This window comes from Kluyvera ascorbata (genome assembly GCF_023195735.1).
GTDB lineage: Bacteria > Pseudomonadota > Gammaproteobacteria > Enterobacterales > Enterobacteriaceae > Kluyvera > Kluyvera ascorbata.
The window spans coordinates 2,663,352-2,690,167 of record NZ_CP096201.1; the positions used below are offsets into that span (position 1 = coordinate 2,663,352).

Here is a 26,816-nt window from a genome sequence, read left to right on the forward strand (position 1 = left end):
GCTATTAATAACGGTGTTGTCTGGCAAGAGAATAATACAACACCCCTTCACGCAAGCGTTTCCTGTTGCATAAGAGAGAACGGTAAGAAGCTTTTTATCCCTTCCATAAAGATGTGAATAAAGTGTTTCCTTACGTAACCAAATAATAGGCAAATCGTAATGAAAAAACGTATTGATAGCGATAAAATAACAAAAACATTTCTCGAATATACCTTAATCAACACCACTTCCGTCCCAACCAGTCAGAATTTACCGAGCAGTGAGAATCAATTTAAACTCGCCCAACACGTTGTCAGTCAATTTGCCCACCATGCCGGTGTCTCCGTTGAGATAAAAGACAACGCTATCACTACGATTACCCTTCCCGCGAATATTTCCAACGCCCCGTCAATCGTATTCTTTGGCCACCTCGATACCGCGCCGGACCACACCGGTGATACCCATGCGGTGCGCGTAAACCATTACGACGGCAAAGCCATTGTGCTGCCGGGAAGCGGCGAGGTGTTCTCCCCGGAAAACCACCCGGAGCTGCTGGACTACGTTGGCCAGGATCTCATTACCACCGACGGCACCAGCCTGTTAGGTGCCGATGATAAAGCAGCCATCGCCGCAGGAGCCGAAGCGCTGCAATATCTGATTGCTCACCCGGAAGTGCCGCACGGCGATATCCGCCTGGTACTGTTGCCGGACGAAGAAATTGGCATTCGCGGGGCGAAAGCGCTGGATGTAGCTGAGCTAAACGCCGACTTCGGTATTTGCCTCGACTGCTGCGGCGTGGGCGAATACGTTGTTGAAAACTGGTATGCCGGCAGCGCGCAGATTACGGTGAAAGGCATGACGGCCCACCCGATGAGCGCCAAAGGCAAACTGGTTAACGCGCTGTGCATCGCCACCGAGGTGATTACCGCCCTGCCGCCAAAAGAGCGCCCGGAGCACACTGAAGGTCGCGAAGGTTACTACTGGCCACACAAGCTAAGCGGTGATACCGCCAGCGCGACGCTGGATATTGCCATCCGTGATTTTGAAATCGACGGCTATCAGCAACGTAAAGCCACGCTGCAAGCGATTGTCGCCGACCTCAAGCAGCGCTGGGGCGAAGAACGTGTCTCCATCACGCTGAATGATATTTACGACAACGTGAAGCCAAGCCTCGACCGTTCGCCGGAAATTCTCGAGAACGTGAAACGGGCAATGCATAACCTCGGCATTACGCCAAAACCGCTGATTATGCGCGGCGGATACGATGGCAGCGTGATTACGCCAAAAGGCCTACCAACCATCAATATCTTTACCGGCGCCCACAATTTCCACTCCACCAAAGAGTTTTTACCCGTTGAATCTCTGCGTCTGGCAAGCGAGATGCTGCTGGAGATGGTTGAACTGAGCATCAGTGAGGCTCGCGCGTGAAAAAATGGACCATTGAATTTGTACTCTACGCCGTCTACATGGTGTTTGGCGCAGCATGGGCCACTACCGGCTCGGTGATGCCGCAGATCATGCATGACTTCAACGTCGACGTGTCGCACGCGGCGCTGATGTCGAACGTGATTCTGTGGGCCAAAATCGTGGGCGCCGTGTGCACCGCGGTGCTGGTTGCCCGTATGGGCACCCGCAGGTCATATCTGCTGGGCTGCGTGATGATTGGGGTATCGGTATTTATTCCGTTTATTGATAACTTCACGCTACTGCTGATTATCCGCTTTCTCGGCGGCCTCGGCGGTGCGGTATGTCTGGTCTCCCTGGTGCCGACGGTGGCCCGCTTCTTTGATAACAAGATGGCCGCCACGCTTAACAGCATCAACTGTACCTCGAACATCATCGGCACCATTATTGCGCTGACCCTGGCAGGCTACCTGTCTACGCTGTTTGGCGGCTGGCGCAATCTGCTAGCAGGCTATGGCGTTATCACGCTGCTGCTGGGCGTGGTATGGATGCTGTGCTTTACCGACGAAGAGCGCAGTGAGGAAAATGCCGCGAGCCAGAGCCGTGAAAGTAAAATGGCGGTGCTGAAAGAGGCCATTTTCAGCCGTATCGTGTGGGGGATGATTGCGCAGTATGCCGGAGCGATGATCATGATGGTCTTTATGTTCACCTTCTTGCCGCTCTACTACGCCAAATACGCGCATCTACCGGCGGATTCGCACGCGCATCTTAGCGGGACGGTAAACCAGGTGGGGATCATGCTGGGCGCACTGGTGGGGCCTTACTTTAAGAACCGTGGCTATCACTATAAAAACTGGCTGTTTATCTCCAGTATTTTTATGGCGGTCACCACCTTTGCCATGCTATTTGCCACCAACGACATCGTGATTCTGGTCTGTTCGTTCCTGACCGGCGGTATCTTCGCGACCTGGTTTGCGTTTATCTTCTCGATTCCTAAAGAGGGGCTCAAAAACGCCACCACGCAGACCGTCACCTATGCCATGTCAACCTTCTGGGTCTGCACCTTCCTGCTGGCAACCATCAACAGCCAGCTCATCGGCTGGTCGGTTGACCTGACGGGCGGCTTTAGCGTGGGCTTTACCTACGTCTTCGCCCTGATGGTGGTTTCACCGATTGTGGCGCTGCTGGTCTTTCCTAAAAAAGCACGTTAATCAGAAACAACAACGGGCACGTTTTGTGCCCGCTTACCATCAAAAACGGGCCACCAGGCCCGTTAACGATCAATACACTTCAACTACCTGCTGCTTTGCGCTTTCTGCCTGTGTTCGGTAGTACTCATACCGCGCACAGAACCATATTCTCTGCTGCTCGTTCATATTGCCGGTTACCGCGCAAATATCGACAGGGCGGCCTCGCGACTGCATTTGGGCAAAACTGCGGGCCAAGAAATCAAAACTCATTAACGTTTGTTGATCCTGTTGTTGCATTGCATATCCCTCCGGTCTGATACTCGTTTTCAAGGCTATATGCTCTACTGTTTCCAGTATTCGCCTGTTATCAGTTACTTTTTGAACACTGCGTGCGCATTCCTGTTGCGCGCCGTCACACTTCAGCCATCTCTCTCTTTTTTCATCACGAGCGGATCGTGCTGAATACGCGTGCGGGTCCAGATGCGGGTACATCAATCAACATTTTTGCAATATACTGTGACAATTGTAGAACAGAGTGAGCACAGGTGAGCGATGGAAATGGAAATTGATCTCGATAATCTGGTCTTTGACGGACTGGAAGAAGCGCAAGAACGTAACGCGGAGCGTCTTGATGATGCAGACAAGAAAGCGCAGGCGATTGTTGCCGACGATGATTGCGGCGATGCCTGCAAAATCTAATGAAAAACCGGCCTGATGGCCGGTTTTTCATGTTAGTGGGGAGTCTGTCCCGGCGTCGCTGCGCTCGGCCGGGCTACAACTGACTTTAAAATGTGACAACGTCACTTATTATCAACTTCTTTCGTCAGCGCCAGCAGATTTGTAATCACCGCCATACGCTCGCACTTTCGATGCAGTAACCACAATACCGAGGCAATTTCCTCCCCGGCTATATCCCGGTAACAGATGCCCGGCAGACTCACCGTCTGCGACAATATTGCCGGAACAACCGCCACGCCGTTACCCAGTAAAACCTGCGCCAGCACTTCGGTCAGACTTCCCGCCCTTTGCGTGCGCTCCAGAGTGAAACCACCGCGTCGCGCCACCTCCAGCGTTCCGGAGCGCTGCTCAGGCAAAATAAACGTTTGCTGACTCAGACTCTCCGGGCGAATCGCCTCATGCACGGCAGACAGCGGGTGGTTATCGCTTAACGCCAGACAGAAATAGTCATGATGCAATACCCGGTGCGCCACCTCCGCGGGCAGCGCTATCGGGCCACGGACCAGCGCCACGTCGAGCTTTCCCGCAACCAGCAGTGCCGCCATGCCCTCCATCGCTATTTCACTGACGGTCACGGTGACATCGGGATAACGCTTACGATAACGCGTAAACAGCGTGCCGAGTACGCCAGACATCAGCGTCGATGACACGTACCCAACGCGTAGATACCCCTGCTCGCCCCGCGCCACGCTCTGTACCCTCGCCTTTGCCTGCTCGGCCTGGCGAATGGTGGCTTCTGCTTCATCGCGAAGCATTTCCCCCGCCTGCGTGAGCGCTACACGTCGCTGAGTGCGCACAAACAGCGGCGTACCCAGTTCTCGTTCTAATTGGGCTATCTGCACGGAGAGCGTCGGCACAGCTATATCCAGCGTTTGCGCCGCCGCGCCAAAATGCAGGGTATTCGCGACTTCAAGAAAATAACGGAGATGTCGAAGCTCCATGACCGCTCCTGATTGTTAGGTTTTACCTAATAATAAACTCAGGATAAAGAATTGAACATGGGTGCCGGAACGCCGATGCTACAGGCATCTTAGAGGTTGCTGGATGAATACCATGTGTAGCCGTTTTGCCATTTTTAGCGATGTTCACGCCAATCTACCGGCGCTCAACGCTGTGCTTGCCGATATTGACCGCCACGGTATTACCCGCATTTATTGCCTGGGTGACGTGGTCGACTTTGCCCCCTGGCCTAACGAAGTGATTGCGCTGCTGCGCGAGCGTCAGATACCGGTTTTGCGCGGTAATCACGACCAGCGCATTGCCGGCAACGAACCCGTAACGCCGATGGCAAAGCACAGCCCCGAGGAACGTGACGCCCGCGCCGACGCCATTGCGCTAAGCAAACGGACGATCACAGCGGAAAACCGCCGCTGGCTGCGGTCGCTTCCCGCGTCGATACTGCTGGAGCAACCGCTACGCATTTTGCTGGTACATGCGAGCCCACGTTCGTTGTCGGAATACCTCTACGCCGATACCCCCGCGAACACGCTGCTGGCCTTCCCGCAGCTACAAACCGTTGATGCGCTGATTTGCGGGCATACCCATTTCGCCCACGTCAGAACCATTAATACGCCAGAAGGCAGGCCGCTGGTGTTCGCCAATCCCGGCGCCGTTGGGCGCATCAAACCGGGCCAACCGCCGGCGAGTTGGCTATCTGGAGACGTTCAGGAAGGAGCGCTCTCGCTCACCATAAAAACGGTGAATTACGATGTCCAGCAGGTTGCCATCGCCATTCGACAAAGCAACGTCCCGGATTTTTATGCCGATGAACTGACCCGGCGCATCGCGCAGTGGTAAGCGCCGTTACGCACTGAACGGCGCAGTACCGCCGCAATGGAGTGAACCCCACCGCGCACAATGCGCTGTTCTAACGGGCTCAAACGGAGATTCAGCATCTCCTGCGCCCAATCCGGCAGCAGGTCTATCCCAGCTTTCATCAAAATAGCGCCCGCGGGCTGCGCCATCCTTCCCGGCAGCCGAGTGGTCATCAGCACGCGAGCCACCTCCTGCGTGCGCTCATCGCAGCGCAGTTGAGGCCGCATGTTCTGCAGGTAATCGGCTACCGCCTGCGGCGTTTTCGGTACGTTACGCGCGCCCAGACGCTCGGCGATACTCGCGGACTCAATAAAATATTGGGTCTGTCTTGCCGGGCTCACCACCACCCGGCGATAGCGCAGATGAGAGGCCATAAACGAGCTGCATTCAGCGATATGAACCCAGGTGAGCAAATCAGGGTCGCTGGCAGCATACGGCGTACCGTCGACGTCGACGCCGTTTATCCGCTCGTGAATAGCTTTCACTTTGGCAATCAACCGCTCAGCATCAGATTCGGTGGCGAACGTCGTGGCGGAAATAAACTGGCTGGTGCGGCGCAGGCGACCAAAGATATCCTCGCGAAAGGAGGAATGGTCCCACACGCCAGCCAGCGCCAGCGGATGCAGCATCTGCAAAAGTAATGCGCTGATGCCGCCGCACAGCATAGAGGTGAAGTCGCCATGCACCGGCCAGATAGCCGACTGCGGGCCAAACAGCCCCGGTTCGCCTGCTGGGTGCTCAAAATCAATTTCGTTGAGCGCCATCCCCGTCAGGCCAAGCACCTGATGTTCAATGCGCTGGCGTAGCCACTCCATGCTTCATCTCCCTGCTTATTTACGCCTTGCGCGAGTTATCAAGCCAGGTATAAACCGCCGCCAGATCTTGCTCGGCCAGCCCACCCTGTGAAGCCTGCGACCACATGTCGACTATCTCGTTCATCACCGGCATGGTGCCCTGCGGGGCGTTTGCCAGCGCCAGACGCGCATCCTTCAGCGCATGCTGAAGCTGCATTTGTGGGGTGTAGTCTTCTTTGCGGATCATCTCAAGCTTACCCTTCACGTACGGCGCAGCCAGCGGCCCGCCGTCCAGCGTTTCCCACAGTTGTCCCGGCGTGAAGCCAAACTGTTTGGCTAGCTGCATGCTTTCGGCGACCCCCTGCATCATTGAGATCAGCCAGGCATTAATGACCAGCTTCATCTTCTGGCTGTTACCTGCGTCGCCGTACCACTGCGTACCGCGAGAAATGGCATCGAAGACCTGCTGGGCTGCACCCGCACGCTGTTGGTCACCGCTGGCCATCACCAGAATCTGGGCGTTTTCCGCCGGAGCTTTAGTGCCGGAAACGGGCGCATCAAGGTAGAGCATATCGGGGCGAAGTGTTTCGAGCAGCGCGATAGCGTCGGCCGTTTCCTGAATGCCGATGGTGCCCATCTGGCAGAAAGTCGCATTCTGTGGGCAGGATGGCGCAATTGCGCGGATTGCCGCCAGCGTGGCGTCTCCGTCGGTGAGCATGGCGATAATCACCTGTGCGTCGCTCACCGCCTGCGCGGCAGTTTCACGCTGAACCAGCCCTTCTGAGACCAGGTCATCGCCGCGACCCGGCGTGCGGTTCCAGCCGTATACCGTGAAGCCTTTTTTCAGCAGGTTGGCGGCAAATGCATGCCCCATTGCGCCTAAACCCAGTACCGCTACCGCGGGCAGTGCGTTCATATATCTCTCCTCAGATGGTCGGCCTTTTTGGTAGCGTGATGATTATTCGGCAGAAAAGCAACTGGTTAATGGTTGAGGTTGTTGAGCTTTGGATCTTGTGCGTAAATTCGCGGGACAGAATCACGTATGCCAGTCTGGCAAAGGGTTCCGTTCACTTTACGTCAGGTGAAATATGGAATCTCTTCACCGGTGAACGGGTTAAGGGGAGCTTGCCGCGCTCCCCTTAACAATCCCCGCGGCCCCACAGGGAAATCGGTGCTTCGCACTGCGCTCGCCTACGACTCCAGCCTGCGGCACGGCGAAACTCGACATCCTGTCTCGGTTCGCCTCAGTCCGCCATCCATGGCGTCCTGACCTTGTCTTCCATTCTCCGGCTCGCCGATTTCCAGCGGGGACTCATCGGTTTCAGTGACATTTGTGTTGTTTTTTGCTGTTAACTGAAAGACCGCACGGTTTTTGGTGGCGTCTAAATCGCCGAAGCGTTTCCCGTAGGCCGGGTCAGCCCACAGGGATGTGGGCTGAGGGCGCAGTTTACAGGGATGTAAACTTGCGCCCGACCCGAAGCCGGAGGGAATAAGCTGAGGGAACCACGAAGTGGCGATTTTGCCGCCAGAGCCCGGGGGTGCAGGGGGAGGCGGCGATTGGCCTCCCCCTGCGCGCTCCCTGCGCCAGCGCAATTTATATGGCTAGCATTGGAAGGGAGCGCAACGGAGTGATAAACCTGAATGAAACTCAGAACGTAAAAAGCAACGCTCAAGCTACCCCCCTTTCCGCCCCCCAGACTTCCCAATCGCCTTATGCAAATCGTTAATCCGCTTCATCGACCGCAGCGTACGCTGCGAATGGGTGGACGCCACCGACAGCACCAACATCTCCAGACACACCATCACCGTTCCGTGCAACGGCACCCGCCCATTCTCTCCGCGTGGAACGTGGATCACCACCTGCGCCATATCGCTAAAGCGCGAATCGGTAGCCTGAGTGAGCAAAATCGTCGGAATCCCCAATCGCTCAGCCTCACGCAGCGTCGTCAGCCCTTCCCGGTGCGGCGATTTTTGCCCCATCATAATCAGCACGTCGCCGCGCTGTAACGAAATAATCTGCTCGGCCAGGCTAAAGCCGGTACGGTTAAGTACGCAGGACGGCAAACCAATACGACTGAACAGTCTCGCGGTGTACTCGGTCAAAATTCCCGATGCACCAATGCCAAACAGCGCCACCTGCCGCGCATCGCCAAGCAGCGCCACCGCCTGGGCTATCGCCGCGCGGTTGCTGGTGCTGGCGAGCATTTCACAGGCGCGCTGATGCCCTTCCAGCACAAAATCGATGCTTGAATTCACATCGCTGGTCAACGCTCCAACCGTCGAGGCCATTTTTTCCGACGAGGTGATGGTCGGACCAAACCAGTGCTGCATGGTCTGCTTGAGGTCACGCAGGCCCGCAAAGCCCAACGCCTGAATAGCCCGGACTACGGTGGCATCGGAGGTTTGCGTCGCGGCAGCGATTTCCATTGCTGTATGGTCGAGCACCGCTTCACGGTTATCGTCTATCCAGTGTGCGACGGCCAGCAGCCGCGGTGAAAGCTGGCTGGTACGGCTGCGCAGGCGCTCGCCAAACAGGTCGACCCGGCGTTTCTCTTTACGGATCAACGTCTGGCTCATTTCGGTTCCTTAGGCAACGGACGCCCGGCAATTTGCGACTGCACCTCCGCCACCAGCAGATTTAACGAAGCATAAGAGTTAGAGATCACCTCATCGCGCGGCAGCAAAATGTAATGCCCGGTGCGGCAGGCCCGCATAAAATCACACCAGCCCGGCATCACTTTTTCCATATCGTTGAGCTCATCCTGCGGCTTGCCGCCGGTATCCGAGCGCCAGGTGGCAAACAGGAAATCGGCGTCCAGCTCCGGCAATTGTTCAGCGCTTACGTCGATGCGCTGGCCGTCAGGAATGCCTTCAATCAGCGGCGGAAAGCGGAAGCCCGCATCGCGCAGCACGCGCCCCAACGAATGATAGGCGTGATGTACAGTGACCTTGCCGTTATTGGCCTGAATCACCGAGACGGTGATTTTATGGGTATCGATGGTCTGTTTGAGCTGCTCGATTTGCGTCTGATAGCGGCGGTTGAGGATAGCCAGCCGTGCCTGCGTTCCGGTCAGCTCAGCCAGTTTGCCGTAAATGCGCGGTGCGCTGCCCAACAGATGGTCAATGCTGACCGTCGGCGCAATTTTCGCCAACTGCTCTATGGGTACGTTGCGGTTGGGTTCGGTAATGATCAGGTCGGGCTTAGCCGCCGCCACCGCTTCGAGATCGATATCGGCGGTGCCGATAAACTTGATATCGCTGTTGTCAAAATCAACGCCGGTCAGCATCGCGCTGGAGCGCAAATAGTGGCTGCCATCCGGACGGGTTCGTCCGTGACTGGCAACCGGCGGCACGCCAAGCTCAATCAGTGGAATGGTAATATCGAGATCGTGCATCGAAACAATGCGTTTAGGATTATCGGGAACCTGAACCACGCGGCCCAGATCGTCGGTAAACGGGTGCGTTTGCGCGAACGCGGAAACGCTACACAGGCACAACAAAGACATCAGCCCACGAAGGGTCATCCTGAACCTCACAAGGCGTCGCGGCGACGCCACAGCAGTAAAATAAAGAAAGGGCAGCCAATCAGCGAAATGATGATCCCTGCCGGAATTTGTAGCGGTGCAAAGGCCAGACGCCCGATGGTGTCGGTCAGCAGGACCAGTAACGCGCCAATCAACGCGCTGCCGGTCAGCAGCGCCACCTGGCCGCCGCGCAGCATAAAGCGCGCCATATGCGGGGCCATCAGGCCGACAAAACCCAGACTGCCGACGCAGGACACGCTCGCCGCCGTCAGTAGCACCGGTGCGATAAATCGCAGCATCGTCAGACGCGATAACCGCACGCCCAACCCGTTGGCAACCTGATTGCCCATCAGCGCAACGTCCGCCGCCCGTGCGGTCAGATAAAGAATCACCACGGCCGGCAGTGCCCACGCCATGGCGACTGCCAGCAGCGGCCAGGTCGCGGCGTGCAGGCTACCCGCAAGCCAGGTCATCGCCGTTTGTACATCGCGAATATCGGCGGTAGTGATAAAGAGCCCCATCGCCGCCGAGAGCGCCCACGACACGCCAATACCAATCAGAATAAAGCGCGGGCGCGAAAGGTCACGGGCCAGCACGATGACCAGCAGCGCCACCAGCACACCGCCGAGCATCCCCGCCAGCGGCCGCCAGGCAAGGCTGACGGCGGGGAATGCGAGGATCAGCGTCAGCACAACCACGCTGGTCCCCTCTTTCACGCCAATCAATCCAGGGTCAGCCAGACCATTGCGGGTTATCGACTGCATTGCCGCCCCGGCAAGTCCGAGCATCCCGCCGCAGAAGATAGCCATCAGCAGCCGCGGCAAACGAATATCACGGACGATAAACACCTGCTGCGCGCTTAACGCCTCTGGCATAAACAGCGCCCGACCGATTGCGCCGGTGGGAATCGGCAGCGAACCTCGCGTGACGCCAAAAACCAGCAGCAGCACAATAACGACCAGCAACGCGGCGGCGATTTTCAGCAGCCGTGGACGCAGCAGAATGCGTAACGGGCCAAGCGCGACGGCGCGAAACCCCGCGCGGGTGACTACTCGCGTCATTTAAAGAACCTCACCGCAATCGCAATAAACACCGGCGCACCCACCATGGCGGTCATCACTCCAGTCGCCAACTCCTGTGGTGCCAGCAGCCAACGAGCAAGAATATCCGCGGATAAGAGCAATAGCGCACCGGTCGGTAGCGCCAGCAGCAGCCCAATGCGAATGTCCTGCCCCGCCCAGCGGCGAATCACATGCGGCACCACCAGGCCGATAAAACCAATCGGCCCCGCGACGGAGACAGCCGCCCCGCATAGCAGAGCGATAGCAATAACCCCGAGTACACGCGTGCGCGCCACCGAAACGCCAAGACCGCTGGCGACCCGGTCGCCCAGGGCCAGGATATTGAGTCGGGGCGCGAGGATTCCCGCCAGAAGTATGCCTAGCAACGTCGGAATGGAGGCTATCTGTAAGGTGGTCAGGCTAATACCGGAGAGATCGCCCGCAAGCCAGGTGCGCATGGCCTGTAATGTCTGTTCGTCAAGGATCAAAATGGAGGCGGTAATGGCTGACGCAAAAGCCGAAAGCGCCACGCCGCAGAGCGTGATTTTCATTGCCGTCGCACCAGCACGCCCCGCGGAAGCCAGCATCATTACCAGACCAAACAGCGCCGCCGCGCCTAAAGCGGCCGCCAGGGGTCGGCTCACACCGACGGTTATCCCGGCGGCAGAACACACCACCACGGCAAGCGTGGCTCCGGCGTTAAGGCCAAGAATATGCGGCTCGCCCAGTGGATTACGGATAACGGTTTGCAGCAGCAGACCCGCCGCCCCAAGCGCCGCGCCGGTCAGCAACGCCGCCAGAAGACGCGTCAGACGCAGGTTGACGATAATGCGGTGATCGAAGTTGCGCGGGTCGTAGTGCAGCAACGCTTCCACCACAACGCGCGGCGCAATGGTCCGCGCGCCGAGCCCCAGGTGGATAATCGCGCCTATACACAGCAGGCTGCTCACCAGCAGCAGCGCCCCCAGCGGGCGTATGCGGTGCGGCCGTTGAATAAGACTTTGCGTTACCATCAGACCTGCTCCGGGCGCGCGCAGAATGGCATGAACAGCGGTTTACCGGTTTGCGGGTTAGGCAGCATCAGTACATCGACATCAAAAACCTGTTTGATGATTTCCGCCGTACAAGGGGACGTCTCATCCACGATGCTGGCAATACGTCCCTGCTTCATGAAAATCAGCGTATCGGCGTAGTTCACCGCAAAGTTAAGGTCATGCAGCACCGTCACCACGGTGCGCCCATGCTCGCGCGTGAGTTGCTGGAGCAGTTCGAGAATTTCAACCTGATAGCGTAAATCAAGCCAGGTGGTCGGTTCATCCAGCAGAATGGTCGGCGTTTGTTGCGCCAGCGCCATGGCTATCCAGCAGCGCTGACGCTGGCCGCCGGACAGACTGTCGACCGGCAAATGGGCAAACTCCAGCGTACCGGTCAGGCGCAGCGCCGTCTCGACCGCAGCTTCATCTTCCGGCGACCATTGACGAATCAGCCCCTGCCACGGATAGCGCCCGCGCGAGACCAGTTCAAACACGGTGAGCCCTTCCGGGGTCAGCGGCGATTGTGGCAGCAGGCCTAGCTGGCGCGCTACCTGTTTGGTTGGCTGCTGATGAATATCGCGACCATCAAGGCGCACGCAGCCTCCCAACGGTTTCAGCATCCGCGCGATAGTGTTGAGTAAGGTAGATTTGCCTGAACCGTTGGCCCCCGCTAATACCGTCATTTTACCGACGGGTAGCGTCAGATTGATGTTATCAACGATGCGCTGATTGCCATATCCAGCACAAAGGGACTCCAGCACAATTCCGCGTTCCTGCGGGGTATTTTGCCGCTGTGGCATGTTTCTTTCTCTCCGGCGGCAACGACGTGGTATCGTTCTGCACTATAAATAAATCTCATTCTCTTTTGATCATGCAATGTCGTAATGTAGTAGTCAAGATCGCTACATTAACGCTTCACTTCATAAGGTTTTAGTGAGATTCCGTGGTTTTAGCATCTGACGACAATTATTAATATTATTTAAATTCAATAAATTATGAACACCACTCCTCATTCCCCACGTCTTGTAACAGCCCTTTGACTGCCGCTGATAAATTTATCACCAACTGCATTTACTACTACATTTTTGCATGTTTGAATGATTCTCAATTACACATCCTGAACACCACCTGGCGGTGTGAACGGATGATTTTCGCTATTCAGGGCAATGATTTTTATCAATTTTGACTGCCATCCTTCGGCGGTTTTTTTATGGGAAACAGAGAGATGAAACAATTACTCCCGACGTTCACGGGAACGTCCGGACGCGCACTTTTTTCACTGCTTTTTCTGGGGGCAGTTGCCTCCCCTTCGCTGATGGCGGCCGAAAACACGACAAGTGGGGATACGGCGAAAAAAGAAGAAGCCATGACGGTGATTGGCACCACCGCGCAGGCCGATGAGACCGTCACCGACGGTTATCAGCCAATCAGCAGCTCTACCGCTACGCTCACCTCTATGCCGCTGTTGGATATTCCGCAGGTGGTGAACACGGTGAGCGACAAAGTGCTGGAAGACCAGCACGCGACGTCGCTTGATGAAGCGCTGTATAACGTCGCGAACGTCGTACAAACCAACACTCTCGGCGGCACTCAGGATGCCTTTACCCGCCGTGGTTTTGGCGCGAACCGCGATGGATCTATTATGACCAACGGTCTGCGTACCGTACTGCCCCGCAGCTTTAACGCGGCCACCTCGCGCGTTGAGGTCCTCAAAGGGCCAGCCTCAACCCTCTACGGGATTCTGGACCCAGGCGGCCTGATTAACGTCGTGACCAAACGTCCGGAGCGCACCTTTTCCGGCGACATTTCGGCCACCTCCAGCAGCTTTGGCGGCGGCACCGGGCAGATCGATGTCACTGGTCCTATTGAAGGCACCCGACTGGCGTATCGCCTGATTGGCGAATATCAGAATGAAGATTACTGGCGTAACTTCGGCAAATCGCGCAGCAGCTTTATTGCCCCTTCCCTGACGTGGTTTGGCGACGATGCGACGGTGAATCTCTCCTGGTCACATCGTAACTACAATACGCCATTCGATCGCGGCACCATTTTCGATCTTGATACCGGGCATGCGGTGAACGTCTCCCGCAAGGAGCGTTTTGACGAGCCGTTCAATGTCACCGACGGTAACTCCGACCTGGCGCAGCTCAACGCGGAATACCGCCTGAACAGCCAGTGGACCGCGCGTTTCGACTATAGCTTTAGTCAGGACATGTATAGCGATAACCAGGCGCGCGTCATGGCTTACGACTCGAAAACGGGCAACCTGACCCGCCGCGTCGATGCCACTCAGGGTTCGACCCAGCGTATGCACTCCACCCGTGCCGACCTGCAGGGCAACGTGGTGATTGGTGGCTTCTATAACGAGCTGCTGACCGGCATCGCCTATGAGAACTATGACCTGCTGCGTACCGACATGATCCGCTGCAAAAACGTCAAAAATGGCTTTAATATTTATGATCCGGTTTACGGCTCGCTCAGCAAATGTACCAGCGTTTCGGCCGCCGACAGCGACCAGCGTATTCAACAGGAAACTTACGCGACCTACGTGCAGGATGCGCTCTACCTGACCGATAAATGGATTGCCGTCGCCGGGGCTCGCTACCAGTATTACACCCAGTATGCGGGCAAAGGTCGTCCATTTAATGCCAATACCGATAGCCAGGATGAGAAGCTGACGCCGAAGTTCGGTATGGTTTATAAGCTGACGCCAAACGTCTCGCTGTTTGGTAACGTGGCGCAGTCGTTTATGCCGCAGTCATCCATTGCCAGCTACATCGGCGACCTGCCGCCGGAAGAGTCCACGGCGTATGAGATGGGCGCGAAGTTTGATCTCTTCAACGGCGTAACGTCGAATATCACCTTCTTCGATATTCATAAACGCAACGTGCTGTATACCGAGACTATCGGCGACGAAACCTACGCTAAAACGGCGGGTAAAGTACGTTCTCGCGGGATTGAAGTGGATGTTGCGGGCTCGCTTACCGACAATCTGAATGTGATTGCCAGCTACGGCTACACCGATGCGAAGGTGATTGACGACCCAGACTACGCAGGCAAACCGCTACCAAACGTCCCGCGCCATACCGGTTCACTGTTCCTGACCTATGATATCAACAACGTCTACGACAGCAACACTCTGACCCTCGGCGGCGGCGGCCACGCGTTGAGTCGTCGTTCTGGCACCAACGGCGCGGATTACTACCTGCCGGGTTACGCAGTGGCTGACATCTTTGCGGCCTATAAGATGAAGCTGCAATATCCGGTCACGCTTCAGGTGAACGTCAAAAACCTGTTCGACAAGACCTACTACACCTCGTCCATCGCCAGCAACAACCTGGGCAACCAGATTGGCGACCCGCGCGAAGTGCAGTTCACGGTGAAAATGTCCTTCTAACCGCCAGCGGCCCCGTCTCCGGGGCCGCGTTTACATACTCTTTCAATCCCTTAGCACTTCCCTACAGTTCCCTTCCGCATAATAGTCGCTTTAACTTTTAGGCAACACATTCGGACTTTGGGGATTATCGTCATGAGACAAACACTGCAACTTTCACGCTGGTTGGTGGGATTATTCCTCGCTGCCTGCGTGGCGCTGCCCGCCAGCGCCAATAGCTGGCCGCTTCCACCGCCGGGGAGTCGATTGGTGGGCGAAAACCGCTTTCACGTCGTCGAGAACAACGGCGGTTCGCTGGAGTCGATCGCCAAAAAATACAACGTGGGATTTCTGGCTCTCTTACAGGCCAACCCGGGCGTTGACCCCTACGTTCCGCGCGCCGGAAGCGTATTAACCATTCCGCTGCAGACGCTGCTACCGGACGTGCCGCGCGAAGGTATCGTGCTGAACCTGGCAGAGCTGCGCCTCTACTACTACCCTCCGGGCAAAAATACGGTCACCGTCTACCCTATCGGCATCGGCCAGCTAGGCGGTACAACGGTAACGCCAACCATGGTGACCACTGTATCCGATAAGCGCGCCAACCCGACCTGGACGCCAACCGCCAATATCCGCGCACGCTATAAAGCCCAGGGGATTGAACTTCCTGCGGTGATGCCAGCTGGCCCTGATAACCCAATGGGCCATCACGCTATTCGTCTGGCCGCTTACGGTGGCGTCTACCTGCTTCACGGCACCAACGCCGATTTTGGTATCGGCATGCGCGTGAGCTCTGGCTGTATTCGTCTGCGCGATAACGACATCAAAGCACTATTCGAGCAGGTTACGCCGGGGACGAAAGTAACCATCATTAATACGCCAATTAAAACATCGGTAGAGCCAAACGGCGTGCGCCTGGTCGAAGTTCACCAGCCGCTGTCTGAGCATATTGATGACGATCCGCAAACCCTGCCTATCGTCCTGAACGCGAGCATGAAGGCGTTTAGCCAGGATGCCAATACGGACACCGCCGTGATGAATAAAGTGATGGATGTGCGTTCCGGGATGCCGGTTGATGTCACCCGTCATCACGACGTCGCTCAGCAAAATATGTAACCGAAGCCACAAAGTAAAAGGCCCTGAGCGGGATACGCTCAGGGCCTTTTTTATAGCAGTGACATAAGCATTATGAGGGTTTTAACGCTTATTTATAGATGACTGCGGTGCCGTGCAGGTTATTTGGACCGCTAACGGAAGTGATACGGAATGATTTCGCACCCATGTCATCCGCTTTCTGAGCCAATTCTTGTTCCAGAGACGCCAGGTTAGGGCCTGCGGAAGCAGAGATGCTACCGACTTTATGCTGGTCTGCCGGAGTAGATTGCACTTCAACGGCGGCAAAGCTTGCAAATGACAGGGAGCTTAGTACGGCTGCGATGGCCAGAGTTTTTACGTTTTTCATGATTATTACCTTTGCAGATGATTTTTGTAGGTCAGGCGTTATTAACTTAACGATCGATAGGTTAATCATAATGAGATCTGCGTCACACGTCAACGGATTTTTATAACGATCGTTTATTTAATAAAGATTCATATATTTTTCATATGAATATGTTCTTTTTATTTTTCGTTACGGAAGCGCTAGCCCCTTTCGTGGAATATTTTTATAATGAACGTTCATTAAACACCGACTAAGGTAGGCGGCACGATGACAACTGACACGCAAAGTTGCGCGAAAAAAGGCCGCGGTCGACCTAAAGTATTCGACCGGGAAGCGGCGCTTGATAAAGCGATGACGCTATTCTGGCAGTATGGCTATGAAGCAACATCCCTCTCCGACCTTGTCGAAGCTACGGGTGCAAAAGCGCCGACGCTATACGCCGAGTTTGTGAATAAAGAGGGGCTGTTCCGCGCCGTTCTCGATCACTACATCACGCACTTTGCTTCCAAAAACGAAGCCTGTCTGTTCTGCGATGAGCAGCCGGTTATAGAAGCGCTTCGCAACTACTTCACCGCCGTTGCGACCTGTTTCACCAGCAAGGATACCCCCGCGGGCTGCTTTATGATCAATACCTCTGCGGCGCTGGCGGCATCGTCAAAAGAAATTGCGAAAACGATTAAGTCTCGTCATGCAGTACAGGAACAGACGCTGAATCAGTTCCTTTCGCTGCGTCAATCGCGTGGGGAAATTCCGGCAGGGAAAAACGTCACCGAGGTGGCACAGTTCTTAAGCTGTATTTTGCAGGGGATGTCAATTAGCGCCCGCGAGGGGGCAAGCTTTGAGACGCTGATGCAAATTACCGACACCACGCTGCGCCTCTGGCCGCAGATGATTGCCGAGCAGTAAAAAAACGCCCCTCACTCTGAAAGAATGAGGGGCGAACAGCATATTCACGGCTATTTTAGGCTTTATTCAGTACCAGCTGACCATTGCTATCCAGCGGTATCTGGCTACCAGGCTGTTTATCCATACGGATTTTGCCCTGCTGGTCGCCGATTTTGTAGGTCACATCATAACCGAGCGTTTTCTCAGACTTGTCGTACACCGTCTTACAGCGCTGCTCGTTGGTGGTGTAGGTGTCATTATTCTGCATTGCACCCTGCACCTGATTACCGGCATAGCCGCCGCCTAAAGCGCCGACCACGGTAGCGACACTTTTACCGTGCCCGCCACCAAATTGATGTCCAATGACGCCGCCCGCAACAGCCCCCAGCACAGAGCCTGCGATACGGTTTTCATCCTGTACAGGACGACGATGAGTGACCGTCACGTTACGGCACTCCTGACGCGGATTTTTGACGGTTTCCTTGATTGGTGTAGCGGAGATAACCTGCGCATACTGCGGGCCACGGTCGAAAACGTTCATACTCGCTACGGCGGCAACCCCAAGTGCGGCTGCAACGCCAATACCAATACCCGCCAACATTGATTTATTCACGGGAGATCCTCCTATGTTGCTATTGCTAACAATTGTGCAACTGATCGTTAGCAGTGCCTATCAGACAAAAGCGCAAAAGCAGGATTTAATGTGGCGTGCTGGGTGTTTCGGAGGATTCTGAGGAGGGGATTTCCCGGCGTCGGCGTGAACGCCGACGCCGGGAACAGCGCGATGATTAATGCAGCTTCAGACGCGGACGAATCACGCGGTTAATGCTGCCCACCAGCATCATCAAGCCGGTTTTCACGTACCCGTGCAGCGCAATCTGGTGCATACGGTACAGAGAGATGTAGACCATACGCGCGATGCGCCCTTCAATCATCATCGAGCCGCGCATCAGGTTGCCCATCAGACTGCCGACGGTGGAGTAGTTAGAGAGCGACACCAGAGAACCGTGGTCTTTATAGCTATAGGCTTTCAGCTCTTTGCCCTTCATCTGCGCCAGAATGTTGTTCAGCGCCCAGGTTGCCATCTGGTGGGCAGCCTGAGCACGTGGTGGCACAAAGCCGCCTTCAGGACGCGCACAGGACGCGCAGTCGCCAATCGCGTAAATATCCTGGTCGCGGGTGGTTTGCAGCGTTGGCTCCACTACCAGTTGGTTAATACGGTTGGTTTCCAGCCCGCCAATCTCTTTCATAAAGTCTGGTGCTTTAATACCGGCAGCCCAAACCATCAGATCCGCTTCAATATACTCACCGTCTTTGGTGTGCAGGCCGCCTGCGTCAGCGCTGGTGACCATCGTCTGAGTCAGTACGCGTACGCCCATTTTGGTCAGCTCACTGTGTGCCGCACCGGAGATGCGCGGCGGCAGCGCAGGCAGAATTCGCTCACCGGCTTCCACCAGCGTCACGTTCAGCGCTTCGTTGCTTAAGCCTTTGTAGCCGTAGCTATGCAGCTGTTTAACCGCGTTATGCAGCTCAGCGGACAGCTCAACGCCGGTCGCCCCACCGCCGACAATGGCGATATTGACCTTGCCGTTGGCACCCAGGTTCGCGGAATATTTCAGGAACAGGTTCAGCATTTCCTGATGGAAACGGCGCGCCTGATGCGGGTTGTCGAGGAAGATACAGTGATCTTTTACGCCCGGCGTGTTGAAGTCGTTGGAGGTACTGCCCAGCGCCATCACCAGCGTGTCGTACGCCACTTTACGCTCAGGCACCAGCAGCTCACCCTTTTCATCGCGCAGCTCAGCGATGGTAATGGTTTTTGCTTCGCGGTTAATGTCCATCACCGAACCCAGTTGGAACTGGAAGTGATGATTACGCGCGTGCGCCAGGTAGCTCAGCGCATCCACGCCTTCATCCAGAGACCCGGTGGCCACTTCGTGCAGCAGCGGTTTCCACAGGTGGCTATGGTTACGATCCACCAGCGTGATTTTTGCTTTTTTACTGCGGCCAAGCTTTCTACCCAGTTGAGTAGCCAGTTCCAGGCCGCCAGCACCACCACCCACAATTACGATTTTTTTCATTGGCGTAGTCATGTGACCCCCTTAAAATTTATTAACCAATTGTTAATTAAAAGTTATTAATATAGCCTTTAATTAACAACAAGTTACTTGTGTGAAACCATTCAGCTGCAATGAGAATAACATGAATGGTGCATTGGTCATACCAAAATTGATGTGCATCAAGTTTTATCGCACAGAAGTTGAGCGAACGGTATTTTTAATAGCGGATAAACGCGTGGCGTGGTTAAAAATTAACAAAAAAAAGCCCCGACAACGCAACGTTGCCGGGGCCTCTTCAAGCCGATTTAGCCTAGTGTTTTAAAGGCTTTGATTCGCTGCAAATGCGGGGAGATATTCTTGAACTTATGTCCCTGCTCTTCATCCCAGATAATCTCATAGTAATGATGCAGCATCTCAGCGGAACGCTGGCTATCCAGCGCGTCATCATGGCGAGAGAGAATAGCCAGACAGCGGTCACGGTTCTTCTCGCGGAAGTTATTCACGCACTTGGTGGCGATATCGGCATACTCTTCCGGGCGATCAATCTTGCCGTCCATGTTCTCATTCGGGAACAGGTTCGGGTTGAACATCACCTGACGAATATCACACAGGAAGCCGATACGCTCCGCCCAAAAACCGCCGAGCCCTACGCCGCAAATCAGCGGACGTTCATCGGCGCTCAGTTGCAGCATCTTGTCCACTTCCTTGAGCAAATGCTGCATGTCATGTTTCGGGTGCAGCGTACTGTAGCTAATCAACCGCACGTCCGGGTCGATAAACTGCAGTTGCAGCACTTTTTCATGGTTGCCTGGGCTATTCGAGTCAAAACCGTGTAAATAGATAATCATTTGATCCTCACCACACCATTACTCCCACACCGGGAGGGTTAATGACCAGCCTTCTCTTCCTGCCAGCGTTCGTGGAGTTGCTCCAGCTCTGCGCTAACCGTTTTCCAGCGGGCGGAGTCCATCAGTTCCTGACGGCTAAATGAACCTTTATGATACAACTTCGTAACACGCTCAGCGTTGATCGGCGACAGGTTATCTAACACGCTGACGGCCCCTTTACGATTATTGCAGACGAGGATCATATCGCAACCTGCATCCAGCGATGCCTGGCCACGTTCGGCATAGCTGCCCATAATCGCCGCGCCTTCCATCGATAAATCGTCAGAGAAGATAACGCCGTCAAAGCCCAGTTCACCACGGAGCACCGTTTTCAGCCAGTGCGGCGAACCGCTGGCCGGGCGTGGGTCCACATCATCATAGATGACGTGCGCGGGCATAATGGCGTCGAGCGCGTTTTCAGTAATCAACGTTTTGAACACCGCCATATCTTTGGCGCGGATTTCAGCCTCTGAGCGCAGGTCATGCGGCGTCTCTTTATGCGAGTCAGCGGTGACCGCACCGTGCCCGGGGAAATGCTTCCCGGTGGTTTTCATTCCGGCGCTGTGCATGCCGTCAATGAAATGACGCGCCATCGCCAGCGCTTTGTGCGGATCGGCATGATAGGAGCGCTCGCCGATGGCGGTGCAGATATGGCCGACGTCCAGCACCGGCGCAAAGCTGATATCGATGTCCATGGCAATCATTTCGCTCGCCATCAGCCATCCCGAATCGCTCGCCATGCGACCGCCCGCTTCTTCACCCAGCACGGCAGCAAAAGATTGCGCCGCAGGCAGCCGGGTAAAACCTTCACGGAAACGCTGGACGCGCCCGCCTTCCTGATCGACCGCCACCACCAGATGGTTACGGGACGCGCTACGAATCTGACGTACCAGCTCGCGAAGCTGCTCGGGATCGTGATAGTTCCGGGTGAAGAGAATTAAACCGCCCACCAGCGGATGCGCCAGAATCTCACGTTCTTCGGCATCCAGCTCGTAGCCTTCAACATCCAACATTACTGGCCCCACACGGCCTCCTTTTTGTCGCTAAGCTGGCGCCATATTTCATCCGCCAGCGAAATAAATTGTTTGTCACCGCTTTGCTGCCAGCGACATTCGAACCAGCCTGCCATTAGCATCAATACCCAGGGTCGCCAACGCTTAACCTGTCTCCAGAGGAGATCGGGGGAGATTTTCGCCCGTTCAGCATAAGCTTGTGAAAGCCGGTAGCGCTGTTCATTATCAGGTGTCCAGACGGCGGCCAGTTCCAGCGCCACGTCCCCGTCTCCGGCATACTCCCAGTCGATGAGCCGCAGCCCCTCCGGGGTATGGACGATATTACCCGCATGAACATCCATATGCAGCGGCGCCAGTCTCAACGCCAGCGGTTCACCCTGTTTTTTCAACCGCTGTAATTCACGTAGCCACAGCGGCGTGCGTCGCGCCGGGTCGCACTGCTGCCAGTAGTATTCAAGCAGCGGCTTAAGCGAAAGCGCCCAACCAAATCGATGCTGCTGGTGCAAATCATACAGGAGAGCGGCCAGCGGACGATGCGCCGGGAGCACGCTTTTGATCTCACCGGCTAAAAATTCAACCGCCATCCAGCCAGGCGTATAAAAAATAGGCTTTGGTGCCAGCGTCGGTGGAAGCCGTCGCAGGGCATGATACTGTCGGAGGAAGTCGCTTTCAGGTGCATCCGGGTCGTGGTGCTGTCGAAGCACCAGACGTCGTTCACCGTTTTGCAGAATACAGCTACTGCCGCTCAGCCCCGCGGTTTCGGGGCTGGCGACAATGTGATAGTGCGGGAATTCGCGTGACAGAAGTGCGTCACGCGTGAGCTTATTGTTGCGCAACCGCACCCTTACCTGACCAGACAATTTCCCCGGTCTGAACCAGCATCAGCTGCATTTGCAGCACCGGCGAGTTAACGTTGCCGGTGGCGTTGGAATAAAGCACATACTGTGCGCCAACGTTGCGGGCAATCCCCATCGCTTTGCTGCGAGAGCCAAGGCTATCCTGCGGCGACAGGCCTAACTGCTGTTTCGCTACCGCCAGCTGTTGGGCTGAAACCAGGGTGAATTTACCGTTGCCCGCCAGCGCATTGCGCAGCGCGGTGGTCGCCTCACCGGCGTTCAGCGAACCGTTGGTACGGTTGTTGACGCTATCAACCAGCAGAATGCTTCCTGCATTGACGCCGCCCGCCTGTAACATCTGGCCGACCAGCGGCTGCGCGGCACCGTTCCAGTCATAGTGACGTACGCGAGGCGTTGGCTGCGCTGACGTATCACCACCGTGTTCAATCGGCCCCGGCTGCTGCGGGATCGTCGGCACGCTCGGTACCGTTGGTACCGGCTGCTGCGGTTCGGTTGGCTGCTGCGGCTGCTGTGGATTGGCCGTGTCGACCGGTGCCGGTTGTTCACGCACCGCACACCCAGCGAGGAACATCGCCAGGGAAGCAATTAACGCATAGCGACCCAATTTACTCATTCCAGTTTACCCCTCAGAGATAAAGATAAAGCCGGGCTTTATGCGCCCCAAGACCGTCAGCCGTCCCGTACAGCGTGACCGATCCCATCGGAGGAACCGTGATGCTGCGCGGCGCTTCGAGCGGGTGCATTTCCAGCCCTCTGGCGTCATACCAATAAAAACGATAGTGAACGGTGACTGGCTCTCGCCTTTCGTTATACAGCTTCGAGCTGGCGGTAGCCTGGATATCTGACGAATTCAGCTCCGGTTTTTCCGCGCTGACCCCCGCCGCCAGGACGTTGGATTCCATCACCAGCGTTTGCTGTTCGCTGACCGCAATTTCCGGGTGCGAATGGCATCCGGCAAGCAGCGTCGCGCAAAGTACAAGACCCAGACAGACCGGTTTCATAGATTAGCCTTTATGCGCCAGCATTGGCCCCAGCGGGCGACCGCCCACCAGGTGCATATGGATGTGGTAAACTTCCTGCCCACCGTGACGGTTGCAGTTCATGATCAGACGATAGCCGTCTTCAGCAATCCCTTCTTGCTGCGCGATTTTCGCCGCCACGGTCACCATACGGCCCAGCGCCAGCTCATGCTCGGCGGTCACGTCGTTGGTGGTGGCAATAAGCGTATTAGGGATGATTAAAATATGGGTCGGCGCCTGCGGAGAAATATCACGGAAGGCGGTCACCAGTTCGTCCTGATAGACGATATCTGATGGGATTTCACGACGAATGATTTTGCTGAAAATCGTTTCTTCTGCCATTGGGAGTTCCTTTATTATTCTCATGTACAGCCGGTAAAATCGTTACCGGCGAACAGGTTACATGCCGAGAGTATGAGCGAGTTTCCACTCCTCTTTCAACCGTAATGCGTTTTTTCTTATACGTTCCGACCGTTACTTGCTCACCCACTGGCCGTTAATGCCCTGGACGTATTCCCCCGGCTGCGCTTTTTCAATCAGCTTCTTCCCGGCAAGCCTGGCGACCTCCTGCTGCGGCAGATTGTTGCTCTGCGCTAGCTGCTGGTAGCTTTGGCTGCGCGCTTGGTTGATTTTTTTCACCAGGGTCAGGGTTTCGCTATCCTGGGCAATGGCCGCCAGATAGCCGCCCTGCGTCTCACCGACGCGCCCCTGCTGACGCGCTTCGGGAAGCGTAAGCGCCAGCGCCTGAACGCTGAAGAGACTGAATGCCAGCACGGCGATAATCCGCATTTTTCTCATCATGGCCTCAGAATAGATCGCTACGAGATTTCAGCAGATCCTCAACGTCCTTATCGGCCTTGATGCGGATCTCGTGCTCAATTTTCACGTTCATATTGATGGTAATCGGCTCTTTCGGCGCTGCCACCTCTATGCGCGGCACGCATCCTGATAGCAGTCCCGTTGCCATCAATCCCAGAACGGCGATGGTGAATTTCATTGTTGCTCCTTACATTCCGTGCCACTGCGACACGGCACACCGGGAAGGGTTGCGTGTTGCTCAAGCCATGACTGAAGTTTGTCGCCAAAGCGCAGGCTTCGCCACAAATCAAAAACATTCTCCTGGTGCGTATAGTTCAGCCGCACCGTGCTTCGTTTATTATCCATCACCCCGGTACCGGTCACCGTCGCCTGTAAGGTCAGTTGACCAAGACTATCGAGGTTGATTCGCGTCCATGAACGCGAGATCTCCATATAGCGTAACCAGTTAATCGCCGCCCCGGCGGCAATGTTGTCGTCGGCGACGGCATCAGCGGTGTCTTTATCCAGCCTCAGCGTCATCGGGCCGGGGTTATGCAACCAGCCGTCTTTGATTATCCATTTGCTGTCGTTCAGCCACAGCGGCAGCGCACCGTCGACCGGCCCGGACATCGCGAACTGTTTCGGGTTTACCGCGCTAATCAATTCGCTGGTTGAGATATGCTGCAAGCGCAGCAGCGCCGCATCGTGCTGCGGCATACGTAGCTGCTGCATCGTCACTTTGCCACCGAGCACGTCGACGCTGACATCGCTCAACTGTAACGGGCTCTCTTCGGTCCAGGGCCAGGTTCCCTGGAGGTCAGCCGTCACGTTTCGCGCCGTCACCTGGTTGACGATTTCCGCAATGCGCAAAGAGACCGGGCGACGGGTGCCAAACTGCCAGACTCCCGCTTTCAGGCGGAATGGCAGGACAAAATCCACGCCGTTAACTTCGTTATCCGGCATCCAGGCACTGCCGTTACGCAGCACGCCGTGACCGCCCGCTTCAAAACCTTGCCCTGCCGCCGCAGAGAACGCCACCTGGGCATAAAGCGAGCCATCACGCAGCTTCATTTTCCAGTCTGGCGGGACCAGAGGCTGGAACACCGTCAGCGACTGTTTCGGCCACCAGGCCTGCCCGCGCAGACGTTCACCGTCCCAACGGCCGTTCACGCGAATCGGGCCAATCTCCTGCGCTGTCAGGTCGCCTTTAAACTGGAAGAAGGTCGGGTCACGCCCATCAACGCTGAAGTTCAGCGCCGACGCAGGCAGCACGCTACCGCCGGTAAAGCGGGTTTCTTTGGCATCGAGCGCCAGCGCGCCGGTAAATTTAGGATGCTGTTCATCCCGAATCCAGTGGATCGGCTGCTGTAGCGTCAAACGCGGCTGGTCGATAGTCATCGTGCCGTACTGCAATTTATCAAAGCCGGTGGAAAGCGCGTTCAGCACAATGGCGCTATCGCGCCATTCGCCGGTGCCGGTGACATCCCAGCGCGCCTGCATCGGCGTGAAATGGCCGTCACCCCAGTAACGCCACTGCCAGGTGCCTTTATCCGGCAGGAAGTTATCAGCCTTACCGTCCAGGTGCAGCACAAAGTCACCGGTTTGTCGTTCATGGGCGCGAAGAATCGCCTGCAGACGACCATCAATACCCTGGGTCGAAATTTTCACCCCGGCCAACGGCCAGCGGACGTCGTCGATATTCAGTGCATCAATAACTCGACCCCGAGATCGCAATAGAGAGCCGGGCAAAAAGGCAAGCGTTGGCGACGTCAGGGAGCCGCTCAGTTGGGCTGGCAGTTTGGCATAAAAGATAAGATCGCCCTGCTTAGCTTCACCGACCAGATGCAGCGGCATATCGCTGTTATCCATGCTCAGCGTGCCCGGCCCCACGTTCAGCACCGCCACGCCCTTCCCGGCATCACCTGAGGTCAGTACGCTCAGACGGCCGGTAATCTGCGTTTTATCTATGCCCTGCTGCCAGTTATCAAGCTTAACGCCCACACGTCCGCGCAGCGGTATGCCCGCCTGGTATGGCCAATTCCAGCGGCCATCGCTGATAACAAGCTGCTGCTCCGTTATCTGCCACGGAAAATCGGCAAGCGGGTCATCTTCACCGCGCGCCATCATCACCAGTTGCCCCTGATTACCGTCCCAATTCAGCTCGGCATCGACCAGTGACGGCACCTGCGGCACCTGGAACGTGGATTCGAGATGGCCTTTTACCGGCAGACCATCCGGCACCAGCGGCATGGTAAATTCACCGAGCAGCTTCACCGGCGGTTCGCCATCAAGCAGGCTGGCGTGAAACTCACTGACGGTCAACGCCTGTCCTTGCAGGCGCGCATGTAGCGTGACCTGATCGCCCTCGTACTCTAGCTCCTGACGTTTTTCAGTAAGCGACACCTTGAGTTTACCCTGCCACTTTTCCCACGGAGAGATACTCAGCGAATCAATGGTCAGCCACGTTTTCGGCAGCATCGCTTGCCATTCAGCAAGTGTGCGCGGCGCGCCCGGTACCGCATCATTTTGCGGCAGCTTATTAAAGCAGACGGAGTTCAGGTTGACCGCGGCAGCATGTAATTGCCAGCGACTGGGATGTGACAACGTCACATCTTTCAGCTTAGCGAGCTCACAGTCGCCCACCAGATAACGTAAATCAGGAATGCGCAGCGACGTGTGGGTAAAGCGTGGACTTTCATTTAGCGAAATGCGGGTGCCAGCCGGAAGCCAGATGCCCACCAGCGTAGGAACCCAGTACCCCAGCGTCATAACCAACGTTAACGGGAGGAGCACTAATAACAGGAGTAGCGCAATAACGGCTTTGTATTTACCCTTCATGGGTGCAGTAATATCCAGATTAAGCAGGCAGTCATGCCGTGAACGCGCAACGGGCGATCCAAAGGAGCATATTGTGGCATGTCAGACCTGTGAGTGAAAGCCGCTG

Annotated in this window: 28 protein-coding genes; 7 read left to right on the top strand and 21 right to left on the bottom strand. The window is 56.0% G+C overall.

Going from position 1 to position 26,816, the window contains the following annotated elements; all coding sequences use genetic code 11:
• Window positions 1-159: 159 nt before the first annotated feature.
• Window positions 160-1,407, top strand: a complete 1,248-nt coding sequence (gene pepT / locus MY052_RS12620) for a peptidase T (RefSeq protein WP_248537095.1) — start codon at window positions 160-162, stop codon at window positions 1,405-1,407.
• Window positions 1,404-2,594: an MFS transporter gene (locus MY052_RS12625; protein WP_123650449.1), complete on the top strand. Its 1,191-nt coding sequence runs from the start codon at window positions 1,404-1,406 to the stop codon at window positions 2,592-2,594. The genes pepT and MY052_RS12625 overlap by 4 nt, the downstream gene beginning before the upstream one ends.
• A gap of 69 nt (window positions 2,595-2,663) precedes the next feature.
• On the opposite strand, the gene MY052_RS12630 is transcribed toward MY052_RS12625, so the two are convergent.
• Complete coding sequence (locus tag MY052_RS12630; RefSeq protein ID WP_035896157.1) at window positions 2,664-2,870, bottom strand: hypothetical protein; 207 nt, start codon at window positions 2,868-2,870, stop codon at window positions 2,664-2,666.
• 261 nt (window positions 2,871-3,131) lie between these two features.
• On the opposite strand from MY052_RS12630, the gene MY052_RS12635 reads away from it, so the two are divergent.
• On the top strand, window positions 3,132-3,272 hold the full coding sequence (locus MY052_RS12635; RefSeq protein ID WP_112205122.1) for a hypothetical protein: 141 nt from the start codon (window positions 3,132-3,134) through the stop codon (window positions 3,270-3,272).
• A gap of 101 nt (window positions 3,273-3,373) precedes the next feature.
• Here MY052_RS12635 and MY052_RS12640 read toward each other — a convergent pair whose 3' ends face one another.
• Window positions 3,374-4,252 (bottom strand): LysR family transcriptional regulator, encoded by an 879-nt coding sequence (locus tag MY052_RS12640; protein ID WP_248537096.1) that lies wholly within the window; start codon window positions 4,250-4,252, stop codon window positions 3,374-3,376.
• A 103-nt stretch (window positions 4,253-4,355) separates the two neighbouring features.
• On the opposite strand from MY052_RS12640, the gene MY052_RS12645 reads away from it, so the two are divergent.
• Window positions 4,356-5,108: a metallophosphoesterase family protein gene (locus MY052_RS12645; protein ID WP_248537097.1), complete on the top strand. Its 753-nt coding sequence runs from the start codon at window positions 4,356-4,358 to the stop codon at window positions 5,106-5,108.
• Here the strand turns inward: MY052_RS12645 and MY052_RS12650 are convergent.
• From MY052_RS12650 to MY052_RS12680, 7 genes are all read right to left on the bottom strand, one after another.
• Window positions 5,069-5,941 (bottom strand): oxygenase MpaB family protein, encoded by an 873-nt coding sequence (locus tag MY052_RS12650; RefSeq protein ID WP_248537098.1) that lies wholly within the window; start codon window positions 5,939-5,941, stop codon window positions 5,069-5,071. The two genes, MY052_RS12645 and MY052_RS12650, sit on opposite strands and share 40 nt — an antisense overlap.
• A 19-nt stretch (window positions 5,942-5,960) precedes the next feature.
• On the bottom strand, window positions 5,961-6,836 hold the full coding sequence (locus MY052_RS12655) for an NAD(P)-dependent oxidoreductase (protein WP_248537099.1): 876 nt from the start codon (window positions 6,834-6,836) through the stop codon (window positions 5,961-5,963).
• A 758-nt stretch (window positions 6,837-7,594) separates the two neighbouring features.
• Window positions 7,595-8,497 (bottom strand): MurR/RpiR family transcriptional regulator, encoded by a 903-nt coding sequence (locus MY052_RS12660; RefSeq protein ID WP_123650454.1) that lies wholly within the window; start codon window positions 8,495-8,497, stop codon window positions 7,595-7,597.
• Entirely contained in the window at window positions 8,494-9,444 is a 951-nt protein-coding gene (locus MY052_RS12665) for an iron-siderophore ABC transporter substrate-binding protein (protein ID WP_248537100.1), read from the bottom strand. Before MY052_RS12665 ends, MY052_RS12660 begins: the two co-directional genes overlap by 4 nt.
• Before the next feature lie 8 nt (window positions 9,445-9,452).
• Window positions 9,453-10,505 carry a FecCD family ABC transporter permease gene (locus MY052_RS12670; protein WP_035895819.1) on the bottom strand — a complete coding sequence of 351 codons (1,053 nt, stop codon included), beginning with the start codon at window positions 10,503-10,505 and terminating at the stop codon, window positions 9,453-9,455.
• Window positions 10,502-11,518: a FecCD family ABC transporter permease gene (locus tag MY052_RS12675; protein WP_248537101.1), complete on the bottom strand. Its 1,017-nt coding sequence runs from the start codon at window positions 11,516-11,518 to the stop codon at window positions 10,502-10,504. Before MY052_RS12675 ends, MY052_RS12670 begins: the two co-directional genes overlap by 4 nt.
• Window positions 11,518-12,339: an ABC transporter ATP-binding protein gene (locus tag MY052_RS12680; protein ID WP_202215814.1), complete on the bottom strand. Its 822-nt coding sequence runs from the start codon at window positions 12,337-12,339 to the stop codon at window positions 11,518-11,520. Before MY052_RS12680 ends, MY052_RS12675 begins: the two co-directional genes overlap by 1 nt.
• A gap of 515 nt (window positions 12,340-12,854) precedes the next feature.
• On the opposite strand from MY052_RS12680, the gene MY052_RS12685 reads away from it, so the two are divergent.
• The gene (locus MY052_RS12685) at window positions 12,855-14,936 is read left to right on the top strand and encodes a TonB-dependent siderophore receptor (protein ID WP_035895814.1); all 2,082 of its coding nucleotides are present in this window, start codon (window positions 12,855-12,857) and stop codon (window positions 14,934-14,936) included.
• A gap of 132 nt (window positions 14,937-15,068) precedes the next feature.
• On the top strand, window positions 15,069-16,028 hold the full coding sequence (gene ldtC, locus MY052_RS12690) for a L,D-transpeptidase LdtC (RefSeq protein ID WP_123650459.1): 960 nt from the start codon (window positions 15,069-15,071) through the stop codon (window positions 16,026-16,028).
• An 88-nt stretch (window positions 16,029-16,116) separates the two neighbouring features.
• Here ldtC and bhsA read toward each other — a convergent pair whose 3' ends face one another.
• On the bottom strand, window positions 16,117-16,374 hold the full coding sequence (gene bhsA / locus MY052_RS12695; RefSeq protein ID WP_035895811.1) for a multiple stress resistance protein BhsA: 258 nt from the start codon (window positions 16,372-16,374) through the stop codon (window positions 16,117-16,119).
• Window positions 16,375-16,620: 246 nt separating this feature from the next.
• On the opposite strand from bhsA, the gene MY052_RS12700 reads away from it, so the two are divergent.
• Complete coding sequence (locus tag MY052_RS12700) at window positions 16,621-17,259, top strand: TetR/AcrR family transcriptional regulator (RefSeq protein WP_035895809.1); 639 nt, start codon at window positions 16,621-16,623, stop codon at window positions 17,257-17,259.
• A 55-nt stretch (window positions 17,260-17,314) separates the two neighbouring features.
• On the opposite strand, the gene MY052_RS12705 is transcribed toward MY052_RS12700, so the two are convergent.
• From MY052_RS12705 to MY052_RS12755, 11 genes are all read right to left on the bottom strand, one after another.
• Window positions 17,315-17,851, bottom strand: coding sequence for a glycine zipper 2TM domain-containing protein (locus MY052_RS12705; protein ID WP_035895807.1), 537 nt, complete (start codon window positions 17,849-17,851; stop codon window positions 17,315-17,317).
• 175 nt (window positions 17,852-18,026) lie between these two features.
• The gene (locus MY052_RS12710; protein WP_248537102.1) at window positions 18,027-19,331 is read right to left on the bottom strand and encodes an NAD(P)/FAD-dependent oxidoreductase; all 1,305 of its coding nucleotides are present in this window, start codon (window positions 19,329-19,331) and stop codon (window positions 18,027-18,029) included.
• Between the two features lie 272 nt (window positions 19,332-19,603).
• Entirely contained in the window at window positions 19,604-20,146 is a 543-nt protein-coding gene (gene ycfP / locus MY052_RS12715) for an alpha/beta hydrolase YcfP (protein WP_035895802.1), read from the bottom strand.
• Window positions 20,147-20,184: 38 nt separating this feature from the next.
• Window positions 20,185-21,210 carry a beta-N-acetylhexosaminidase gene (gene nagZ, locus MY052_RS12720; protein WP_248537103.1) on the bottom strand — a complete coding sequence of 342 codons (1,026 nt, stop codon included), beginning with the start codon at window positions 21,208-21,210 and terminating at the stop codon, window positions 20,185-20,187.
• Window positions 21,198-22,040, bottom strand: a complete 843-nt coding sequence (thiK, locus tag MY052_RS12725; protein ID WP_248537104.1) for a thiamine kinase — start codon at window positions 22,038-22,040, stop codon at window positions 21,198-21,200. The genes nagZ and thiK overlap by 13 nt, the downstream gene beginning before the upstream one ends.
• The gene (gene lpoB, locus MY052_RS12730; protein ID WP_202218121.1) at window positions 22,021-22,659 is read right to left on the bottom strand and encodes a penicillin-binding protein activator LpoB; all 639 of its coding nucleotides are present in this window, start codon (window positions 22,657-22,659) and stop codon (window positions 22,021-22,023) included. The genes thiK and lpoB overlap by 20 nt, the downstream gene beginning before the upstream one ends.
• 22 nt (window positions 22,660-22,681) lie before the next feature.
• Entirely contained in the window at window positions 22,682-23,056 is a 375-nt protein-coding gene (locus MY052_RS12735; RefSeq protein ID WP_035895796.1) for a YcfL family putative periplasmic lipoprotein, read from the bottom strand.
• A 3-nt stretch (window positions 23,057-23,059) separates the two neighbouring features.
• Window positions 23,060-23,416, bottom strand: a complete 357-nt coding sequence (hinT, locus tag MY052_RS12740; protein ID WP_035895794.1) for a purine nucleoside phosphoramidase — start codon at window positions 23,414-23,416, stop codon at window positions 23,060-23,062.
• A gap of 132 nt (window positions 23,417-23,548) precedes the next feature.
• Window positions 23,549-23,872: a YdbL family probable chaperone protein gene (locus tag MY052_RS12745; RefSeq protein WP_248538939.1), complete on the bottom strand. Its 324-nt coding sequence runs from the start codon at window positions 23,870-23,872 to the stop codon at window positions 23,549-23,551.
• A gap of 7 nt (window positions 23,873-23,879) precedes the next feature.
• The gene (locus MY052_RS12750; RefSeq protein WP_035895792.1) at window positions 23,880-24,071 is read right to left on the bottom strand and encodes a YnbE family lipoprotein; all 192 of its coding nucleotides are present in this window, start codon (window positions 24,069-24,071) and stop codon (window positions 23,880-23,882) included.
• Window positions 24,068-26,710: a YdbH family protein gene (locus MY052_RS12755; RefSeq protein WP_248537105.1), complete on the bottom strand. Its 2,643-nt coding sequence runs from the start codon at window positions 26,708-26,710 to the stop codon at window positions 24,068-24,070. The genes MY052_RS12750 and MY052_RS12755 overlap by 4 nt, the downstream gene beginning before the upstream one ends.
• Window positions 26,711-26,816: the final 106 nt, after the last annotated feature.

Coding starts and splice junctions, on each gene's coding strand:
- pepT (WP_248537095.1), top strand. CDS start 160: ATGAAAAAACGTATTGATAGCGATAAAATAACAAAAACATTTCTCGAA.
- MY052_RS12630 (WP_035896157.1), bottom strand. CDS start 2,870: ATGCAACAACAGGATCAACAAACGTTAATGAGTTTTGATTTCTTGGCC.
- MY052_RS12635 (WP_112205122.1), top strand. CDS start 3,132: ATGGAAATTGATCTCGATAATCTGGTCTTTGACGGACTGGAAGAAGCG.
- MY052_RS12640 (WP_248537096.1), bottom strand. CDS start 4,252: ATGGAGCTTCGACATCTCCGTTATTTTCTTGAAGTCGCGAATACCCTG.
- MY052_RS12645 (WP_248537097.1), top strand. CDS start 4,356: ATGAATACCATGTGTAGCCGTTTTGCCATTTTTAGCGATGTTCACGCC.
- MY052_RS12650 (WP_248537098.1), bottom strand. CDS start 5,941: ATGGAGTGGCTACGCCAGCGCATTGAACATCAGGTGCTTGGCCTGACG.
- MY052_RS12655 (WP_248537099.1), bottom strand. CDS start 6,836: ATGAACGCACTGCCCGCGGTAGCGGTACTGGGTTTAGGCGCAATGGGG.
- MY052_RS12660 (WP_123650454.1), bottom strand. CDS start 8,497: ATGAGCCAGACGTTGATCCGTAAAGAGAAACGCCGGGTCGACCTGTTT.
- MY052_RS12665 (WP_248537100.1), bottom strand. CDS start 9,444: ATGACCCTTCGTGGGCTGATGTCTTTGTTGTGCCTGTGTAGCGTTTCC.
- MY052_RS12670 (WP_035895819.1), bottom strand. CDS start 10,505: ATGACGCGAGTAGTCACCCGCGCGGGGTTTCGCGCCGTCGCGCTTGGC.
- MY052_RS12675 (WP_248537101.1), bottom strand. CDS start 11,518: ATGGTAACGCAAAGTCTTATTCAACGGCCGCACCGCATACGCCCGCTG.
- MY052_RS12680 (WP_202215814.1), bottom strand. CDS start 12,339: ATGCCACAGCGGCAAAATACCCCGCAGGAACGCGGAATTGTGCTGGAG.
- MY052_RS12685 (WP_035895814.1), top strand. CDS start 12,855: ATGGCGGCCGAAAACACGACAAGTGGGGATACGGCGAAAAAAGAAGAA.
- ldtC (WP_123650459.1), top strand. CDS start 15,069: ATGAGACAAACACTGCAACTTTCACGCTGGTTGGTGGGATTATTCCTC.
- bhsA (WP_035895811.1), bottom strand. CDS start 16,374: ATGAAAAACGTAAAAACTCTGGCCATCGCAGCCGTACTAAGCTCCCTG.
- MY052_RS12700 (WP_035895809.1), top strand. CDS start 16,621: ATGACAACTGACACGCAAAGTTGCGCGAAAAAAGGCCGCGGTCGACCT.
- MY052_RS12710 (WP_248537102.1), bottom strand. CDS start 19,331: ATGACTACGCCAATGAAAAAAATCGTAATTGTGGGTGGTGGTGCTGGC.
- ycfP (WP_035895802.1), bottom strand. CDS start 20,146: ATGATTATCTATTTACACGGTTTTGACTCGAATAGCCCAGGCAACCAT.
- MY052_RS12735 (WP_035895796.1), bottom strand. CDS start 23,056: ATGAAACCGGTCTGTCTGGGTCTTGTACTTTGCGCGACGCTGCTTGCC.
- hinT (WP_035895794.1), bottom strand. CDS start 23,416: ATGGCAGAAGAAACGATTTTCAGCAAAATCATTCGTCGTGAAATCCCA.
- MY052_RS12745 (WP_248538939.1), bottom strand. CDS start 23,872: ATGAGAAAAATGCGGATTATCGCCGTGCTGGCATTCAGTCTCTTCAGC.
- MY052_RS12750 (WP_035895792.1), bottom strand. CDS start 24,071: ATGAAATTCACCATCGCCGTTCTGGGATTGATGGCAACGGGACTGCTA.
- MY052_RS12755 (WP_248537105.1), bottom strand. CDS start 26,710: ATGAAGGGTAAATACAAAGCCGTTATTGCGCTACTCCTGTTATTAGTG.